The sequence below is a fragment of the Belnapia sp. genome, assembly GCF_059504005.1.
Genome location: NZ_JCACHU010000162.1, coordinates 1 through 17886 on the forward strand (window position 1 = coordinate 1; position 17886 = coordinate 17886).

A 17886-nucleotide genomic window follows, 5' to 3' on the forward strand; every position below is an offset into this window, starting at 1 on the left:
CGCAAGCGCGGGAAGGGACGAATGCGTCCAGGCCCCTGACCCATGCAACACGCTGTCAGTGCGCCCATACCGTCGACCGATGCAACAAAGTGCCGGGACGCCCCGGCTTAGCCAGTCACTCGCTCCGCCGCCTCAGCCCCCGCAAATGGCCAAACTCTAGGTCAGTAATTCGTGTGATAGAACTGGTCGAAGCGCGCCGGCACTTTGCCCTGCCGCACTGGATGATCAAAGACGTGTGCGAAATAGATGCAGTGATGCCATAGTCGGGGAAAGTCGTCGGTACGGATGATCTTCTGCTCAATCTTGCGCAGCGGATGGCGCTCGTTGAACTCGCGGATCGCCAAGCCCTCCCCAGCATAGCTGGTCTGCAGCACGTTAAGATAGGAATCGTCCACCCAGACCGGTATGACGGGCGCGAGATGCGTCGCCTCCGCCTCGAAAAGCCGTAAAGCCGAGACGGACGAGTGGTACTGGTCCACATCGAGAGAGACGAAACCGATCGGCGCCTCGGCACTGCCATGCTCGCGCAGGAACGGCGCGAGCGTGTTCTTGCAGTCGCCGATAATCAGACGGCAGTTCGGCGGCAGTTGCGTCGCGAGCTCCTCGAAATTCGGCATGGCGAGCGTACCACTGCCCCAGAGCTCCGGATGGTCGCGCCAGTCGGCAACTTCCGGCAAACCGGCGCCAGTGTCGAAGCCGAAAATGCGGAACTCCACTCCCAATGTCTGCTGCAAGAAATCTGCGATCTCGCAGAGGTTGTTCAGCCCGGCACCATACCAGACACCGAACTCCACAATGGTGACCTTGGACAGCGACATGCGCAGCGCCGTCTCGGCCGCCAGCACCATGCAGTAGGCGTAGTGCCCGCGGTGGAACAGGTTCTGGCGGACGGCGCGGTACCCTATCTGCCGGCTCCTTTCCTCTGAAGCCGGAACAAGACCGGTGAGTGTCCGATGTGCGCGGCCGGGCTCGGCGCAGGTGATGACCTGAGCGGGCGAGAGCCCCTTGTTCCGCAGGAAAGCGATCGGCTCGGCATACTCCCCGATCGGATCCTCCGTGACGATGGTAGCCTCTAGCCGGTCAAGAGCGATCCCGTCGAAGTTAAGGACCCGATGCCCATTCAGATCACCGCCGGCACGCTCCGGCCGCCGGTCGGCGAGGACGACATCGGGATGGCCCACCAGCCGGTAGAGCTCTATCAACCCGACGGCGCGCGGCTCTGCGCCGAGGAGGAGGATCCTGGGCGAGGGGGCAGGCTCGTGCGGCATAGGTGCCGGGTCCGGTGCCGCAGGCAGCGGCGGAGCTTCTGGCTGGGCCTGTCTGGACCGGGTGATCCAGCGCAGCATGTTACGTGTGGGCATAGGTTTAGGGCTCTCCGTGCGGATAGTACCGTGCCGGCCGGGCGACGCCACTTGCAGCAGGAAGCGCCGACACGCCCGGATGTTGCCGCGACTGACCGGACTGTGCTGCGACATGGAGGGCTGCGCCTGGGCGAGGAGAGCCTTGCCGCCCGTCAGTCCGTCCGAGCCGACCAACACTCGCGGCCCGTTCTCGTCGGGGCGGCGGTAGTCCACTGATTAGGCCATATCGGGTGTTGCCTTTAGCGTTTCGGTTGGATTGCTCCTCCTACGTGCAATGTGACCTGTTCGTTGCAGTACCAGACGGGGTGGAGCGCAACTTTCAACACAAAAAGGCCGTTCTAGGAAGAGTGCAGCTCGGCTGATTCTGGAACGAGCGCAGTGGGCGAAGAGTACAGTGGCAAATGCTCCCGGCATATCAACGCCGAGGATGATTCAATGCGTCGTATTGAAAAGCGTCAGTGTGACTATGGCTCGGCCGCGTGAGCTTGACTGGGAGCATGAGTCGGATGTGGTTGCACCGTTGATCCTCGACATTAAGGACGTGCAACATCTGGCCTTTACCTATTCTGTAGAGGGCCGGCGCATCACGACGCGCAGCGGCATGGTCGGCTTCCCACTCGTGCGGCACTTCGCGCATCTCTTTAACGGCACGCTGGTGCGCGCGGAAGCCTTCGCACGCTTCGGCATTCCCGATTACCGCCTGTTTCTGCGCGGCGAGAAGATCGATTTCCTGCACCGCATGCGCCGTGGTGGTGGGCTGATCATGACCGTGACCGACGGAGGATTTCCGTCCCATGGAGCAGCTGGAGGATGTCGGCCCGGCGCAAGTCCGGCTACGCGCGCCGCCGTCCGGAAATCGGCGCCGCGGAACTGATGACCAAGCCCGCCACCGACCCGATGCGTGATGCTCCGCGCTACCCCGACCCGGCCGATCGGTTGCCCGCGCCGGCACTGCCAGCCGCCACGCCACCGGCCGGGCCGCCGGGAGCGGTGCAGACTACCCTGCAGCGCCTGGCCGATCTGCTTGCGCAGGTGCTGAGCGTGGATGCTGCGGTCTGCAGCACGCCAGCGGCGGATACAGCGCCTTGGCATGCACCGGCGCTCTCGGATGCCGTGCTGCAGGAAGTACGGTTCGATGCTCCCCGCTCCGGCTCGCGCGCCGCCTATGGCATTCTGGCGGGCCGCGTGCAGACACTGGCCTCCGGCATCCTGCTCTCCGAAGGTGCGCGGGTGTCCTTCAGCGCCTATCTCAACAGCTTCTACGAACACTACTGGGCTCTGCATGCGCCGGTCCAGAACCTCACCTTGCGGCTCTTTGGCAGTGGCGAGGCGGCGGTGGAATTGTTCCGCGCGCTGCCCGACGGCTCGGCTTACTGCATCGGCCGGCAGCGGCTGGTACTCGACCCGCAGCATGGCGCGACGACCACCATCACGCTCGACCCCATGCCGGCCGGCGCGGGTCGCATTTTCTTCGAAATCACCGCGACCTCCGGCGTGACCCTCCGCGCCGGGCGGCTGGAGACGGGCACACCAACGCGGCAGACAGTGCGGCTAGGCATCGGGCTCTGCACCTTCAACCGTGAGGTGCAGCTTGCCAGCAACCTCCGGCGCCTGACACAGTCCGCTTACTGGCATTGGGCAAAGCCGCGTATTGTCATTGTTAATCAGGGCCACCGCTTCGCCTCCACAGAGATGGCAGCGCTGCTGGCCGAAATATCAGAGAGTACTAGGGTCGTTGAGCAAGCGAATCTTGGCGGCGCCGGCGGCTTCACCCGAGCGGCAATGGAAATCGTGCAGGAGGGCGCCTGCTCCCACGTGCTGTTCATGGACGACGATATTGAATTCGATCCGGCGGTGCTGGTGACCACGCACGCCTTCGCTGCCCGCACCACGGCGCCGACTGTGATCGGCGGTGCCATGGTGGACCTGTTCCGCCCGACCACGATGTACGAGGCTGGTGCGGTGGTCGACGCCAACAACATTTTGCGCGCGGCGCTGCACAATCGTCCGCTCGACCAGCCGCAGCTGCTGAACGAGCTAGCGCGCGAGGTGCCCTGCCACTTCAATGGCTGGTGGTACTGTGCCATCCCGGCCGAGCTGTTCCGCGAGTACGGGCTGCCCCTGCCGATCTTCATCCGCGGCGACGACATGGAATACGGCACGCGGCTGATGCGCCGCGGCGTGCCCACCGTCTCGCTGCCGCCCGTCGCAGTCTGGCACGAGCCCTTCTACGCCAAGGCGCCGGGCTGGCAGCTCTACTACGATCTGCGCAACCGCCTGATCTTCGCGGCCTGCCATCGTCCCTTCGTTCGACTCGACCGTAGCGTGGTCATCCTGCGGCGCTTGGTCGATAGTCTGCTGAAGCACGATTACCAGCATGCCGAGCTGGTGATCCGCGCGATCGAGGATTTCCTTGCGGGTCCCGCGGTGCTGGAGGCGCCGATGGATACGCTGCACCGGGAGATCGCGGCACTTGCCGCCGCACATGCGCCTGAGCGGCCTCGCTCCACGGTCGGCATGAAGGCGGCGGACTGGCGGGCGCCGCCGCACGGGTTATGGCGGCGTGCCACGCTGGCTATCGGCATGGCGGCGCTTTGGCTCGGCTTGGTGCGAAGGCGGCTGCGTCCCGACCATTTCTTCATTGACCAGTGGCATCCTTGGATGACCATGCATGTCTCGCAATACGGACTGTCGGACCGGATGCAGTCCTACGTAAACATCTACCGCTACGACCGCGTGCGGCTGCGGGGCGGGCTGCGGCGCGGTTTGGCAGCGGTTTGGCGCTACCATAGAGAGGCCGGTCGGGCTGCCGGGCAGTGGCGCGCGGCACATGCGGAATTGACAAGCTGGCCGCGTTGGACCCGGCTGCTTGGGCTGGACCGCGATTCCGAGCTTACGGCGCCCGTAACACAAGAGATCACGGAGGCCGTGACGGGTCAGGCCAGATCCTGATGTTGGGCCTGCCCACAGAGCGTGAAAAATGGGGGGAAGCTGGCTGTTGCTCGCGCATGTTCCGGACCAACGGGCGGGGAGATGAGGCCTGATCTCCCACTCGGAAATCTGCCCCCCACAGTTCTGCATACTCTTCGCTGGACCGGGTGAGCCCGAGCATCCTAGCCAGCATCATCGTTCTGAGGATGGCAGCATTGCCCCGCAGATCCCAAAGACGCGCAAGGAGGCCGGCATGACCCCACTTTGCCTGCCGAAGCTCGCCCCCGCGGCAGATGCACTGCAGGTCGTGACCGCCGCGCGGCGCGACGCGCAACGTATTCCGCGAGACTGGCGAAACCGGCTCGGCGGTGTCCTCCGGGACCTGCCCGCTATGTCGGGACTCGCGCCTATGCAGGTCATGGCGCACGGCACGGTCCTGACCGGCGCGTACCGGTTCGGCCTGAAAACGCCTAGACCTACGAGCGAAAACGACCCGCACCAGAAATTCTTCATCCGGCTTCAGGACTGCAGTGATTTCGTCATCGACGGGCTCACCCTGTGCCGCGGCCGCAACGCGATCCTACTACATCGGTGCCGGCGGTTCCGGATCCTAAACATCGACCTGTCCGACCTGGACGGCTACGGCATCATCCTGTTCGACTGTTCGGAATTCGAGGTGGCCGGTATCCGTGCTCGCAACCTGCTTTGCTCCGCCGTCATGGCGCTCGGTGACACGAGCATAGGCCTGATCCATCGAGTGAATGCGTGCGGCGGGCGCGGCTTCCTCAATTGCGATGCTGCCATCCACTTGTCGCAGTGCACGCATGCGGTAACAGAGGAGGACGTGCCCGAGTGCAATCACGAGGCGTACAGCATTATCGAGAAGACCAAGCGCCCACACTGCATCGAGATGTCCAGGATGTGCCTGCAAGGCAACCGGGCGCAGGCGATCTACCTCGAAGGCGCTATAGCCTGCCGTATCTCCCGTTCCCTCCTCGACAGTTGCAACAAGGAAGGCATCTGCTTCGATTGGGGTACGGCCTGCTGCGAACTGACTCAGAGCATTGTGTCGCGCAATGGCAGGCGAGCAGCGATGACAGTGGCAGAAATCCACGCTGACTTCATTGAGCGGTTCCCGCTGCTGTCGGACAACTCTTCCTCAATCAAGCTGCCCGGCATTTCCCTGGACAATGCTGCCTTCAACACCGTCAACTGCAACTTGGTGGCCGGAAATTACGGTGGTGCGGTGAAGCTCATCAGGGCTTGTGCCGGAAACCGCTTCCACTGGAATCTCGGCGGCTCCAACACGCGTGGCAGCAACGAGCATATTAGCTTCGCTTGGTTCAGCGACCTGGGCGCGGGCGACCTATTAGGCGAGTTCGCCGGCATTCCGCCCTGCGATATTGGCCCCTCATACGAGAACATATACCGGCATAACCGCATCCTGGGCTGATCGGCGACGGCGGGTTCGCATGGGCGACTTGTGCGCTCAACGACACCGTCAGGTTGAGCGCGGCTTGGAAAATGAACCCCGGTCCACCCACCTCGGAGATAATGACCTACATTCTTCACCAAAGGTAAACGTGCAAGAATGCGGCCATGGTGCACGGACGGGCCCGACTGGCATTGCTGGAGTAGGATAGGATCCGGGCCATGCCCGATCTCGTCGAGGGGCGCCCTGTTTGCCGTTCAAAGCGAATACCGATCGCCGGCACCACATTCCACGCCAGCAACACAAGGTGGCGAACTGGCCCATCTACGAAGCTGGCCTGCAGGCACGTGGCAGCCTGGCCGTGTGGTTCACGCTGGAGGCGATCAAGGCATAGCGGGCTGAGCCGCGGACCACCTGGGGTGTACAGCCGCGCTACTCCGGCCTAGCGATCACCACGGCGCTGACCTTGCGGACTGTGTTCCACTTGGCGCTGCGCCAGACGGAAGGCCTCATTGCCTCCATCATTGGCCTGCTTGGCCTCGACCTCCCCGTACCCGACCACAGCACGATGAGCCGCCGAGCGGAGACGCTGGAGGTACCGCGCCCGTGTCGTGGGCGCGAGCCCGTCCACCTGCTGGTGGACAGCACGGGGTTGAAGCTTTGTGGTCCCGGCGAGTGACTGGTGGAGAAGCACGGCATGAGGGCACGGCGCGGATGGCGCAAGCTTCATCTCGCCACCGACGCCGACACCGGGCTCATCGTTGCATCGGAGCTGACCAACCGGAAGCAGGCGCCGATATAGGTGTCGAAGGAGATCGCGGCGCCGCCGGCCAGCTCCAGCAGGCCGCCTTCCTCCCGGCAGGCCTCCGGCTGCCTGGCCGCCCGGTTTAGCGGGCGCAGGTAGAACGGGCGCAGCGAGACCTCATGGCCGAAGCGGAGGCGTTGCAGCACCAGTCCCTCGGCGTCGACGTCATGCCGGCCTTGCGGCATGGCGAAGGGGGCGATTTGATCCATGTGCGATCTCTATCCCGCCTGCCGTGCAGCCTGCGCCACCGGCTCGGCGAGGCGCTCGCCCTCGGGCGGATGGGCGCAGTCGCCGGGGTCTGGCGCGACGACGAGCAGATGGCTGCGCCGCGGCGCCGGCCGGCGCATGAAGCCGCCCCACCAGCCCCCGGCCGTCAGGCGGAGCCACCGCCCGAACCCCGCCGTATCGGGTCGGCGGCGCAGCAGGAAATGGCAGCCGTAGCGGATGATGTCTGCGGCCAGGTAGTGCCACATGCCGTAGCGGCTGAAGATGTATCCGCGGTTGCGGAACTGCACGCGCTGCTTCGCCTCGCCGAGCGGCAGGGTGGCGTAGAAGCGGCCACGCAGGATCGGGTGGATCTCGGGCCTGGCGCCGGGATGGAGGAATAGCGCGCCGGTCGCAATGCGCACCGCGATGCCGGCCCGGAGCGCGCGCAGCAGGAACTCCACCTCGTCGCCGCGTGCGACGAAGCGTGGGTCGGGCAGGCCGATCGCCCGGAAGGTCTCCGCCCGGACGAGGGCGCCGTTGAAGAGATGGGCGAACCCCGCGATGCTCGCTGCGCCATCGAGGTCATCAGCGAGGAAGCGGGTACGCCCGGCGATGCGGATCGGGAAGGCGAGCCGCCGCGGATCGTCTTGGTCGAGCACCAGCGGGGCGGCGAGGTCGGTGCCGGCCTCGACAAGGCCGGTCAACTGCTCGAGGCAGTCTTCGGCGACCGGGAGCGCATCGTCATCCATCAGCCAGACGAGGTCGGCGCCCATCGCCAGCGCCGCCTCGATCCCGGTGCAATACGCCGCGGCGCCGCCGAGATTGGTGGTGTGGCGGAGATGCCTTACGCCGGGGAAGGCTGCGATGGCATCTGCCGTGGCGAAGCCCGGGCTCGCATCGTCGACGACGATGACGGTGTCTGGCGCGCATCGCTGGGCCTGCAGCGCGGCGAGGCAGCGGCGCAGCAGCGGTGCCCGGTCATAGGTGACGACGACCGCGATGGTGCGCTTTGCGTGTGACAGCATCCGCTCCATACCTGCTTGGCGTCGAGGTGAAAATTCCAAATAACTTGAAGTCGCGGTGCGATCAGTATTGATACGACGGAAGCCACGTACGAAATCGCACACTTAAAATGCGGGGCGACTGACGCCATCTTCTAAGCAGCGGGAAGCAGGCCGGTTACTGACCTCACGCGGCATTGAACTTTCCCCGGTGCTCTTGTCCGGTAGAGCCACCAAGCTATTCGTGGGGTTGAGCCAGCCGTCTTGGCCGCGGTGAGCCCGATCAAGGCAGGCGAACGGCAGGCGGTGCTGCGTTGCGGCTCAGTCTCGCCGAACATGTCCCAGCGCCATGCCGCGCCTGCCACTCGCGTCCTGAGCGAACGGAATCAAGTCAAGGCGACTTCGTCAGCGGGGGTGATAGGCCAGGGTAACGCACCGCGCCAATCTTGTGTTTCGGCCAAATGCGGAACGGCCACTGCGTCCGACGTTTATGCCGCAGACTCGGACGAGAGAGTGTTGTGACAAAGCAGCAGTCCATTGCGCGCCCGCTTCGCGTTGTCATTCTCGGCGCCGGGTTAGGTGGACTCGAAGCAGCGCGCCCTGGCTCGTGCGCGCTGCGAGATCACCCTTGGTGGACCGCCACAACCACCATCTGTTCCAGCCGCTGCTGTACCAGGTGGCGACGGCGGCGTTGTCACCGGGCGACATCGCCTGGCCGATCCGTGCCATTTTTTATCGACAGCGTAACGTTGTCGTTGTAATGGCCGAGGTGACCGGTATCGACACCGCCGCGCAGGTAATCCATGCCGGTGACGACTTGGCTCTTCCCTATGACACGCTGGTCCTGGCGACCGGTGCGACACATTCCTATTTCGGCCGTGACGACTGGGCTCCCGTCGCTCCGGGCCTCAAGACTATCGAGGATGCAATCGATATCCGTCGCCGTCTCTTGATGGCTTTTGAGCGCGCCGAGGTCACTGAGGATGCGGACGAGTGCCGTCGCCTGCTGACCTTCGTGGTGATCGGCGGTGGCCCGACTGGTGTCGAACTCGCAGGCGCCATGGTCGAGCTTGCCCGCCAGCAATGCTGCGAGAATTCCGACGCATCGATCCCACCGCGGCACGAGTCGTGCTGATCGAGGCTGGGCCGCGCCTGCTGCCGACCTTTCCGGAGGAACTGGGCCAGGTAGCTCGGACCTCGCTGGAGCGCATGGGGGTGCAGGTGCTGACCAGCATGCGGGTCACCGAATGCGGTGCGGCCGCCGTGGTGTGCGGTCACGAGAAGATCGTCGCCGGCACCATCGTCTGGGCGGCCGGTGTTGTCGCATCTCCTGCCGGTGCCTGGATCGAAGCCGAATGCGACCGGGCCGGGCGCATCCGGGTAGGGTCCGACCTGACGGTGCCCGGCCAGCCGCAGATCTTCGCGGTTGGCGACTTGGCTGCAGTGCAGGATGCGACCGGCCGCGCGGTCCCGGGCAATGCACCGGCAGCGAAGCAAATGGGCCGCCATGTCGGCCGGGTGCTGGCAGCCCGCGCCGCAGGCGCATCGGAGCCCGGCCCCTTCACCTATCGCCATCACGGCGACCTCGCCACCATCGGCCGGCGCTCCGCCGTCGTGACGCTGGATAGTATCCGGCTGACGGGACTGATTGGCTGGTGGTTCTGGGGCATCGCCCATGTTTGGTACCTGATCGGCTTCCGCAGCCGTGTCGTCGTCTCCTTCGAGTGGCTGTGGAGCTACCTGACCTTCCAGCGTGGCGCCAGGCTGATCACCGGACGCGAACCACGCGGCGGCAACGCGGCCAGCGTACCAGGGCAGGCGACGGCGGTCAGGCAGAGCAATCCACACAACTCTGCACCCAAGGCGTCGGCGACCGCAGGTCCAAACCGTCTTGCATCGGCAGCGGCCACGGCCACGGCCAGCAAGTAGTCCGAAGCTTCTATGTTTGACCGCAAGTGCGAGATGATGCCAGTGCCATAAGGCAGGCCTCGCAAGCCGGCGTGCGGCTCGATCTAGCGCGGCCATAACTCCAGCAACCCGGCACTGGCCTCCTTCCACACCCTCAGAGAATGGCCGCAGGCATTGATGAACGGCTGCTCCCGCTGTTCCCAGCCGCATTTCTGACGGAGCGCCACGCGCGGCACCTTTATCCTTTCTCCCGTCCCGATCCCTTCAGCCGCAGTAGCGTTCGTCCCCAAGGCACTCAGGCCGGGCGCCCAGGAGGACCAACCATGTCGGATCTGCACAATGGCGCCATCCCTGGAGAGAAGCCGGACGAAGCGGAGATCGGCCAGCTGATCCGCGCCTCTGCTGAAGCGCTGCCACCGCTCGAGGATGCCGAAGCCTTTGGCGCCGCCTTCGACCGCTTCGCCGGGGCACGGGTCGTTCTACTGGGCGAGGCGACACACGGCACGAGCGAGTTCTACCGCGCCCGTGCCGCCATCACCCGCCGCCTCGTCGAGCAGCACGGCTTTTGCATCGTTGCCGTCGAGGCCGATTGGCCCGATGCCGCACGCATCGACCGCTGGGTGCGGCAGCGTGGTACGGCTGGGGCGGAGGAAAGACCTGCCTTTGCCCGCTTCCCGACCTGGATGTGGCGCAACACGGAGGTCCGCGACTTCGTCGGCTGGTTGCGCGCGCACAACGCCGGGCTGCCGCCGGAGCAGCGGACGGAGTTCCGCGGTCTCGATGTTTATAGCCTTGGTACCTCAATCGCCGCGGTGCTCGCCTATCTCGATGCGAACGATCCGGAGGCGGCGAAGGCGGCGCGGCGGCGCTATGCCTGCCTCACGCCCTGGCACATGGACCCGGCCGATTATGGCCGCGCCGTGCTGTTCGGCAATCGCGAGCCCTGTGAGGACGCCGCCGTGCAACAGCTGCGCGACCTGCTGGCGCGGCAGGCCAGGGAGATGACCGCCGAGGCGGGCGAGCAGCTTTTTGATGCGGCGCAGAATGCTCGCGTGGCGCTGGGGGCGGAGCGTTATTACCGGCTGATGTACCGCTCCGGCACAGAGAGCTGGAACCTGCGCGACCGGCACATGTTCGACACCCTCCGCGCCTTGCTGCAGCGCCGCGGACCGGAAGCCAAGGCAGTGGTGTGGGCGCATAACAGCCATATCGGCAATGCCGCCGCCACCGAGATGGGCTGGTCCGGCGAGTTCAACATCGGCGAGCTCTGCCGCACCGCCTTCGGCGAGGAGGCGGCTCTGATCGGCTTTGGCACCGACCATGGCACCGTCGCCGCGGCGCATGACTGGGGCGACGAGATGCAAATCATGAAGGTCCGCCCGGTCCGGCCGGACAGCCACGAGGCGCTGTTCCGCGCCCATGCGCCGTCACGCTCGCTCACCGACCTGCGGCCGGCGATCGCGCCGGAGCTGCGCGCCGCGCTGGCGCAGCCGCGGCAGGAACGCGCCATCGGTGTGATCTACCGTCCGGCGACCGAGCGGCAGAGCCATTACTTCGAGGCGGTGCTGCCCGAGCAGTTCGATGCTTTCGTCTGGTTCGCCGAAACTCAGGCAGTAACTCCCCTGCCAGGCCCCGAGGACGGCGGTGACGCCGAGACGGAGGAAACCTTCCCCTCCGGCCTGTAGTGCCGATGCCGCTCGCGCCGCCGCCCGGTAGGGCAGCGGATTGGGTGGCGGTAAGACTGACCTGCCTTGATCGAGGCTCCACGGGCGACGGTACCCGGCTTGGTAAGTTCTGGCTCTCCGGGCCAGGGATCACGCGCAGGGTTGGTGTGGCGGCTACGCGCTGAAAGCAAGATCATACCAGCTGCGCTGCCGGTCCGCACGGGTCAGCATTTCGCGTGGCGGCTATGAGAAGGTTGGCCCGTGTTCTGGCCTGGCCGTCTGACCCTCCCGGAGCGGAGCGTACGAGTTCGCGGTTTCGGCCCGCAGCGACGCCGCTGCGCTGCCAGGAACGAATGCGTAGGGAGAGCGCTTACCGCCGCGATGCGCCTGGAGCCAGCCTCGCCGTGCATAGCCTTCGCAACGCCACTGTGGTGGTCGCCGGCGCCTCCAGCGGCATGGGGCTGGCAACCGCGCTAGCCTTCGCCCGCCAGGGCGCAAACCTGGTCCTCGCGGCGAGGCGGCGGGAGGCGCTCGACGGCGCCGTAGGCGCCTGCGAGGGAGCTGGATCTCCGCGCGCCATCGCCGTACCGACAGACGTCGCCGATGCAGCGCAGACTGCGGCGCTGGCGCGGGCCGCCCTGGAGCGCTTCGGCGGCATCGACGTCTGGATCAACATGGCCGGGCTCGCCGCGGTCGGGGCCTTCGAGCGCATTCCCATGGAGACGCAGCGGCGCCTTATTGAGGTGAACCTGATCGGGGTAATGAACGGTGCCCATGCCGCGCTGCCGCATATGCTGCAGCGGGACCGTGGGGTGATCATCAATATGGCCTCGCTCGCGGGACGTATCCCGCACCCCTTCGCCGCGGCCTACAGCGCCAGCAAGTTCGCCGTCGCCGGCTTTACCGATGCTCTCCGGCACGAGTTGCTGGCGCGCTCTGCGATCCAGGTCTGCGGGGTCTATCCAGGCTTGGTAGACACGCCGGTCCCGCTGCATGTGGCCAACTACTCCGACCGCACGCTGCGCGCCGTCCCGCCGGTGCTCGATCCAGAGGACATCGCCGAACGCATCGTGGGGCTGGCGCTACGCCCGCGCCGTGCGCTGCATCTCGGCTTGCACCACGCGACGGTGCCAGCCTATGCCCTCGCGTCGGAGGCGGTGGGGCGGGCGATGGGCCACCTCGGGGGGCATTTCCTGCTGCACTCCGGCCCTGAAGCGACCTTGTTGCACGGGTCGCCGGGCGTTCCGTTGCCGAGTAGACTGCCGAGGAGGGTGATCCCTCAGCTATTGGGGGTGGACCGACCTTGCCGTTCAAGGCCAACGCTGACCGTCGGCACCACATCCGGCGCCAGCGTCACAGTGTGACGAACTGGGCGGAGTACGACGCCGGCCTGCGCGCCCGCGGCAGCCTGACGGTCTGGTTCACCCCGGAGGCGGTCGAGGCTTGGAAGGCCGTGCCACGCACTGGCCGGGGTGGGCAGCCCGTCTACTCCGCGCTGGCGGTCGCCACTGCCCTGACGCTACGGGCCGTGTTCCGTCTGGCGCTGCGCCAGACGGAGGGCTTGATCAGCTCCATTCTGCGGTTGTTTGGCCTTGACCTCGCTGTACCGGACCACAGTACCCTGAGCCGCCGGGCTGAAACGCTCGAGGTGGCGCGGCCGTGCTGCGGAGGCGGCCCAGTGCACCTGCTGGTGGACAGCACGGGTTTGCAGCTACGCGGTCCCGGCGGCTGGCTGGAAGAGAAGCATGGCAGCAAGCGGCGCCGAGCCTGGAAGATGCTGCACCTCGCCACGGATGCCGACACGGGCCAGATCGTCGCCTCGCTGCTGACCGACAGAGATTCTGACGACGGCTCGCAAGTTGGCCACTTGCTCGACCAGGTCGATGGTTCCGTGGCGGCCGTCATCGGCGATGGTGCCTACGACCGGAACGATGTCTATGCCGCGGTCGCGGCGCGGTACCCCGATGCGGCTGTCGTCGTCCCGCCGCGCGTGAGCGCGGTGCCGAGCGCTGCGGTCGAAACCGCGCCGACGCAGCGGGACGCGCACTTGCGATCTATTGCTGAGCGCGGCCGTATGGGCTGGCAGCACGCCTCGGGCTACAACTGGCGTGCCCTGGTGGAGGCCGACGTCTCCCGGTGGAAACGCGTCATCGGCGACGGGCTGCGCTCGCAAACGGATGGGCGACAGGCTATCGAGGTGGCCATCGCCGCCGGCGTGCTGAACCGAATGCTCGACCTTGGGCGGCCGGAATACGTCCGCGTCGCTTGATCGCAAGCGCGGGCAGGGACGAATGCGTCCAAGCCGCTGACCCGTGCAACACGATCCTACCAAGGCCTAAAGTCAGTATCGGTCCAAATACGCCGGCAGAACGCAGCCATCAGGCGTGCGCAGTTCTCCACGTCTGCGAGGCTCACAACCTCGCAAGGGGTGTGCATGTATCGCAGGGGAATGCTCAGCAGCCCAGTCGCCATGCCCTGACCGTTAAGCTGCATGGCGTTCGCGTCGGTCGGTGAGCTGCCCGGCGTGACCTGGATCTGGTACGGGATATCCCCATCCTGGGCAGCGCGGCAAAGCAGGTCGAAGACCACTGGATTGGTGTTCGCGCCACGAGAGATAGCCGGCCCTTTGCCCATGTCGAGCTTCCCGTGCTGGGACGGGCTGACACCAGGATAGTCTATGGCATGGCCCATATCGACGGCGAGGCCGGTCTGCGCTCCGATGGCGAAGGCCGAGGTTCGCGCGCCGCGAGAGCCGATCTCCTCCTGCACAGTCCCGACCGCATGGACCCCAACGCCGGAAGGCAGGCCACCTTCCTCGCTCAGGAGGCGCACGGTTTCGGCGACGATGAAAAGGCCCGCCTTATTGTCAAACGCCCGCGCCGCTGCACGATCGCCAAGAAGCCGCTGATAGCCGTATTGGTAGGTGGCGACATCACCGAGCTGGACAACGGTTTCCGCATCGGCACGGGAGCTGGCACCGATGTCGATCCACAGATCCTTGATCTCCGGCTTTTTCTTGAGCTCGTCGGGGCTGAGCAGGTGAAGCGCTTTGCGCCCGATTGCGCCGGCGACGCGCTGCCTGCCATGCACCCAGACCATCTGCCCGACCGGAATGACGCTGTCGTGACCCCCGATCGTGCTGAAGTAAAGCAGCCCCTCGTCACTGATGTGGTGGATGACGAATCCGATCTCGTCCATATGCCCCGCCAGCATGATCCGCATCGGCGCCTCGGGATTAAGGACGGCCAGCACATTGCCATGCACGTCAGAGGTGACGCGGTCGGCGTAGCACGCCATACGATCCCGGTAGAGCGTCGCAACTGGTCGTTCAAAGCCGCTCGGCGAGGGAGAATTTACCAACGCTTCCAGGAATTCGAGGGATTGCTGTGGCATAGGAAGGACTTTCTCCTGACAAGCGTCCGCGGACACACGTCGTTTTGGAAACAACCCGGCCGAGGCCGGCACATGGCATGTCACCTCAACGACGCGGGCGGGTTCAGGGCTGCAGGCCTGTCCCAGCGGAAAGATTTGACGTGGTGTCTCGGGAGCGTCCAGAGGACGCCGGCGCAAGTGGTCGAGCCGGCACCCGGGCGGCGGGCGGCGATGATGATGGCGACTCCGCGATGTTAACGAGACTCAACAGCCCGAGCCGTTCGGGCGCTTGAGGAAGTGGGCCAGGAACCACAGCCCCACGTTTTACTTATGTAGCGCGAAGGCAGGTCGTCATGTTGAACGGATATTCGACAGGAAATTATTACTGTGAAATGACAAGTTGTGATGCTGCTGCACCAGTGCGGGAGCGGCTGAACAGGCTTTCCATCCAGGAGCTCCGCCAACGCGCAGCAGAGGCCGAGGCTGAACTGCACGATCTTGGAGTCACTTTCACCATCTATTCGGATAAGGATGCGATCGATCGGGTGCTGCCCTTCGACCCGATTCCGCGCGTCGTTTCAGCCGAGGAGTGGCGGGGCATCCAGGCCGGAATATGCCAGCGTGTGGCGGCCATGAACCAGTTCCTTCACGACATCTATCACGAGCAGAACATTCTGAAGGATGGCGTGGTGCCGACCGACCTCGTGCTCGGCAATGCTCATTACCGCCCCGCCATGCAGGGCATTAACCTGCCGCACAGGAGCTATATCCACGTCTCCGGCACGGATCTCGTGCGTGACGGCAGCGGCGTCTTCCGTGTACTGGAGGATAACGCCCGCACACCCTCTGGTGTAAGCTATGTCGTCGAGAACCGCCATACGATGCAGCGAGCCTTTCCCGAGCTTCTCGATGGCATCAGCCTGTGCCCTGTCGATGACTACGGGCAGGAGCTGCTCGCCGCTCTGCACGAGGTAGCACCGCCGGCCGTTCCAGATCCGCAGGTCGTGCTGCTCTCGCCGGGTACCTTCAACTCGGCCTATTTCGAGCACGTGTTCCTTGCTCGCGAGATGGGTGTACCGCTGGTCGAGGGGGGGGATCTCGTCGTCGGTGAGGATGATCATGTCTCGATGTGGACGACAGGCGGCCTCAGGCGCGTCGATGTCATCTATCGCCGGATCGATGACGACTTCCTCGATCCCGAAGTCTTTCGTCCGGACAGCCTCCTGGGTGTCCCTGGCCTGATGCGCGCCTATCGCGCGGGAAAGGTCAGCCTGGCCAATGCAGTCGGCACCGGGGTCGCGGACGACAAGGCCATCTACGCCTACATGCCGCGGCTCGTGCGCTACTACCTGAGCGAGGAGCCGATCCTGCCCAATGTTGCCACTCATATCTGTCGGGAGCCGGAGGCCCTTCGCTATACCCTCGACCATCTCGAGAAGCTGGTCGTGAAGCCCGTGGGTGAGTCGGGCGGCTATGGCATCACCATCGGCCCTCGCGCCTCTCGCCAGGAGCTGGAGGCCTGCCGGGCGGCTCTTCTGGCCAATCCAGAGGAATACATCAGTCAGCCCTGCCTCGATCTCTCCGTATGTCCCACCCTAGCAGGAGACCATGTTGCGGCCCGGCATGTGGATCTTCGTCCCTTCGCGGTCACCGGCGCGAAAACTTGGCTTTTGCCAGGCGGGCTTACCCGGGTCGCGCTGACGGAGGGGTCGCTGATCGTCAACTCGTCGCAGGGCGGGGGATCGAAGGATACCTGGGTCCTTGGCTGACATCCCTCTGCTCGCCCGCTATGCGGAATCCATTTTCTGGCTTGCTCGCTATGTCGAGCGCGCGGAGAACCTTGCTCGAATCCTCGATGTGAATGCCAGGTTTGCCCGCGACATGCGCGGAGCGCGGGACTGGCTGCCCGTTCTGCAGATAAATAGCGATCAGGCGTGCTTCGAGGCGCAATATCCGGCCCATACCGCCGAAGCCGTGCTGGCCTTCTACGTGACGGATCGGAACAACCCCACCTCGATCATCAGCGCAATCGCGGCCGCACGCGAGAATGCGCGCACCCTACGTCCCGTCATCTCGACCGAGATGTGGGCGCAGATGAATGTTTTCTACAAATGGCTCCTTGCCCTTGATGGCACGGCCCTCGCGCCCGGCTCACTTGCCCGACTTTTCGCGCGCATCAAGGAAGGCTGCCAGACCCATATCGGTATCACCGATGGCACCCTGCTTCGCGATCAAAGCAGCTACTTCTATCGGCTCGGGCGCCATATCGAGCGGGCCGACCAAACCACGCGCCTGCTCGACATCAAGTACCACCTACTCCTGCCGAGCCTGGCCGCTGCCGGATCGAAGGTCGATCTGGTCCAGTGGGACGCCCTGCTTCGCTCCGTCGCCGGGCATCATGCCTATCTGCGAGTCATGTCCGGCGTCGTGACGCCATCGGGCGTCGCCAGTTTCCTGCTGCTGCAGCCCCACTTCCCGCGCTCCGTCAGCTTCTGCGTCAGCAAGTCTGATCGCCTTCTGGAGGCTATCCGCTCCAAGCATAGCCTGCACGGCGGTGCTGCTGCAGCACAGGAGCTGTGGCGCCTCAGGGCAGCGCTGGGCAGCATCACTATCGAACGCGTGATCTCGGAAGGGTTGCACGAGTACCTCGACCAGATCCAGCGCAGTCTAATTGCAGTCACCAGCACTATCTCGTCGGATTTCTTCCGCCGCGCACCGATGATGGCCGGGACGCAGAGCCATGTGACGCCTGCGCTGCATTCCGCGATTACGCGGGCGGGACTGCCGGTGTCCAACCAATCTCAAAGCCAATCGCGGGGCGGGTCGACGGACGCTGCCTGAGGCGGATTGGTGGCCAAGGGCCCGGGTGATGCCGGTGAGGCCGAGCTTATGAGGCGGGGGAGGGCATTGTCACGTCGTTGGGCTCTGGGCGGAATGAACTGACTGGGCCAAGCTGGCTGGATGTCGACCGAGCCCACCACCTACCCTGGCTACCGTTTTCCGGCCGAGGTCATCCACCATGCCATCTGGCTCTATCACCTGTTCAGCCTGAGCCTGCGCGATATCGAGCTGATCCTGGCCGAGCGGGGCGTGGCGGTCAGCTACGAGAGTATCCGTCGCTGGTGCCTCCGCTTCGGCACCAAGTTCGCGGCTAGAGCGGTTTCAGGCTGACTGGAAATAGCCGCCATGGCGAAAGTAGTTGGCG

The 17886-nt window shown here is 65.2% G+C and carries 14 protein-coding genes and 2 pseudogenes; 12 read left to right on the plus strand and 4 right to left on the minus strand.

What is annotated here, in order from left to right:
* Positions 1 to 161 precede the first annotated feature (161 nt).
* Positions 162 to 1574, minus strand: coding sequence for a hypothetical protein (locus tag AC5JJ1_RS25255; protein ID WP_495787884.1), 1413 nt, complete (start codon positions 1572 to 1574; stop codon positions 162 to 164).
* Positions 1575 to 1881: 307 nt separating this feature from the next.
* Between AC5JJ1_RS25255 and AC5JJ1_RS25260 the strand changes: the two genes are divergently transcribed.
* The 4 genes and pseudogenes from AC5JJ1_RS25260 to AC5JJ1_RS25275 form a co-directional block, all read left to right on the plus strand.
* Positions 1882 to 2235, plus strand: coding sequence for a hypothetical protein (locus tag AC5JJ1_RS25260; protein ID WP_495787885.1), 354 nt, complete (start codon positions 1882 to 1884; stop codon positions 2233 to 2235).
* Positions 2172 to 4313 (plus strand): glycosyltransferase, encoded by a 2142-nt coding sequence (locus tag AC5JJ1_RS25265; RefSeq protein WP_495787886.1) that lies wholly within the window; start codon positions 2172 to 2174, stop codon positions 4311 to 4313. Before AC5JJ1_RS25260 ends, AC5JJ1_RS25265 begins: the two co-directional genes overlap by 64 nt.
* Positions 4314 to 4545: 232 nt before the next feature.
* Positions 4546 to 5745 (plus strand): hypothetical protein, encoded by a 1200-nt coding sequence (locus tag AC5JJ1_RS25270; protein WP_495787887.1) that lies wholly within the window; start codon positions 4546 to 4548, stop codon positions 5743 to 5745.
* Positions 5746 to 6139: 394 nt separating this feature from the next.
* A pseudogene (locus tag AC5JJ1_RS25275) lies at positions 6140 to 6403 on the plus strand (transposase); the annotation flags it as partial.
* A gap of 47 nt (positions 6404 to 6450) precedes the next feature.
* Here AC5JJ1_RS25275 and AC5JJ1_RS25280 read toward each other — a convergent pair.
* The gene (locus tag AC5JJ1_RS25280) at positions 6451 to 6738 is read right to left on the minus strand and encodes a hypothetical protein (protein ID WP_495787888.1); all 288 of its coding nucleotides are present in this window, start codon (positions 6736 to 6738) and stop codon (positions 6451 to 6453) included.
* 9 nt (positions 6739 to 6747) lie between these two features.
* The gene (locus AC5JJ1_RS25285) at positions 6748 to 7761 is read right to left on the minus strand and encodes a glycosyltransferase (RefSeq protein ID WP_495787889.1); all 1014 of its coding nucleotides are present in this window, start codon (positions 7759 to 7761) and stop codon (positions 6748 to 6750) included.
* 607 nt (positions 7762 to 8368) lie between these two features.
* On the opposite strand from AC5JJ1_RS25285, the gene AC5JJ1_RS25290 reads away from it, so the two are divergent.
* The 5 genes from AC5JJ1_RS25290 (at position 8369) to AC5JJ1_RS25310 (ending at position 13578) form a co-directional block, all read left to right on the plus strand.
* Positions 8369 to 8872 carry an NAD(P)/FAD-dependent oxidoreductase gene (locus tag AC5JJ1_RS25290; RefSeq protein WP_495787890.1) on the plus strand — a complete coding sequence of 168 codons (504 nt, stop codon included), beginning with the start codon at positions 8369 to 8371 and terminating at the stop codon, positions 8870 to 8872.
* Positions 8866 to 9666 (plus strand): NAD(P)/FAD-dependent oxidoreductase, encoded by an 801-nt coding sequence (locus AC5JJ1_RS25295; protein WP_495787891.1) that lies wholly within the window; start codon positions 8866 to 8868, stop codon positions 9664 to 9666. Before AC5JJ1_RS25290 ends, AC5JJ1_RS25295 begins: the two co-directional genes overlap by 7 nt.
* 302 nt (positions 9667 to 9968) lie before the next feature.
* Positions 9969 to 11330 (plus strand): erythromycin esterase family protein, encoded by a 1362-nt coding sequence (locus tag AC5JJ1_RS25300; protein ID WP_495787892.1) that lies wholly within the window; start codon positions 9969 to 9971, stop codon positions 11328 to 11330.
* A gap of 410 nt (positions 11331 to 11740) precedes the next feature.
* The gene (locus AC5JJ1_RS25305) at positions 11741 to 12673 is read left to right on the plus strand and encodes an SDR family NAD(P)-dependent oxidoreductase (protein ID WP_495787893.1); all 933 of its coding nucleotides are present in this window, start codon (positions 11741 to 11743) and stop codon (positions 12671 to 12673) included.
* Positions 12613 to 13578, plus strand: a complete 966-nt coding sequence (locus AC5JJ1_RS25310; protein WP_495787894.1) for an IS5 family transposase — start codon at positions 12613 to 12615, stop codon at positions 13576 to 13578. Before AC5JJ1_RS25305 ends, AC5JJ1_RS25310 begins: the two co-directional genes overlap by 61 nt.
* A gap of 56 nt (positions 13579 to 13634) precedes the next feature.
* On the opposite strand, the gene AC5JJ1_RS25315 is transcribed toward AC5JJ1_RS25310, so the two are convergent.
* A complete protein-coding gene (locus AC5JJ1_RS25315) occupies positions 13635 to 14702 on the minus strand; it encodes a M42 family metallopeptidase (protein WP_495787895.1) in 1068 nt (355 codons plus the stop codon).
* Between the two features lie 332 nt (positions 14703 to 15034).
* Here AC5JJ1_RS25315 and AC5JJ1_RS25320 point away from each other — a divergent pair, with 332 nt between their 5' ends.
* The 3 genes and pseudogenes from AC5JJ1_RS25320 to AC5JJ1_RS25330 form a co-directional block, all read left to right on the plus strand.
* A complete protein-coding gene (locus AC5JJ1_RS25320; protein ID WP_495787896.1) occupies positions 15035 to 16450 on the plus strand; it encodes a circularly permuted type 2 ATP-grasp protein in 1416 nt (471 codons plus the stop codon).
* A complete protein-coding gene (locus AC5JJ1_RS25325; RefSeq protein ID WP_495787897.1) occupies positions 16443 to 17522 on the plus strand; it encodes an alpha-E domain-containing protein in 1080 nt (359 codons plus the stop codon). The genes AC5JJ1_RS25320 and AC5JJ1_RS25325 overlap by 8 nt, the downstream gene beginning before the upstream one ends.
* A 120-nt stretch (positions 17523 to 17642) precedes the next feature.
* Positions 17643 to 17837: pseudogene (locus tag AC5JJ1_RS25330) on the plus strand (IS6 family transposase); the annotation flags it as partial.
* Positions 17838 to 17886 lie beyond the last annotated feature (49 nt).

Bases quoted from the DNA above. Each gene is read 5' to 3' on its own strand.
- AC5JJ1_RS25265 (WP_495787886.1), top strand. From the start codon at position 2,172: ATGTCGGCCCGGCGCAAGTCCGGCTACGCGCGCCGCCGTCCGGAAATC.
- AC5JJ1_RS25270 (WP_495787887.1), top strand. From the start codon at position 4,546: ATGACCCCACTTTGCCTGCCGAAGCTCGCCCCCGCGGCAGATGCACTG.
- AC5JJ1_RS25280 (WP_495787888.1), bottom strand. From the start codon at position 6,738: ATGGATCAAATCGCCCCCTTCGCCATGCCGCAAGGCCGGCATGACGTC.
- AC5JJ1_RS25285 (WP_495787889.1), bottom strand. From the start codon at position 7,761: ATGCTGTCACACGCAAAGCGCACCATCGCGGTCGTCGTCACCTATGAC.
- AC5JJ1_RS25300 (WP_495787892.1), top strand. From the start codon at position 9,969: ATGTCGGATCTGCACAATGGCGCCATCCCTGGAGAGAAGCCGGACGAA.
- AC5JJ1_RS25315 (WP_495787895.1), bottom strand. From the start codon at position 14,702: ATGCCACAGCAATCCCTCGAATTCCTGGAAGCGTTGGTAAATTCTCCC.
- AC5JJ1_RS25320 (WP_495787896.1), top strand. From the start codon at position 15,035: ATGTTGAACGGATATTCGACAGGAAATTATTACTGTGAAATGACAAGT.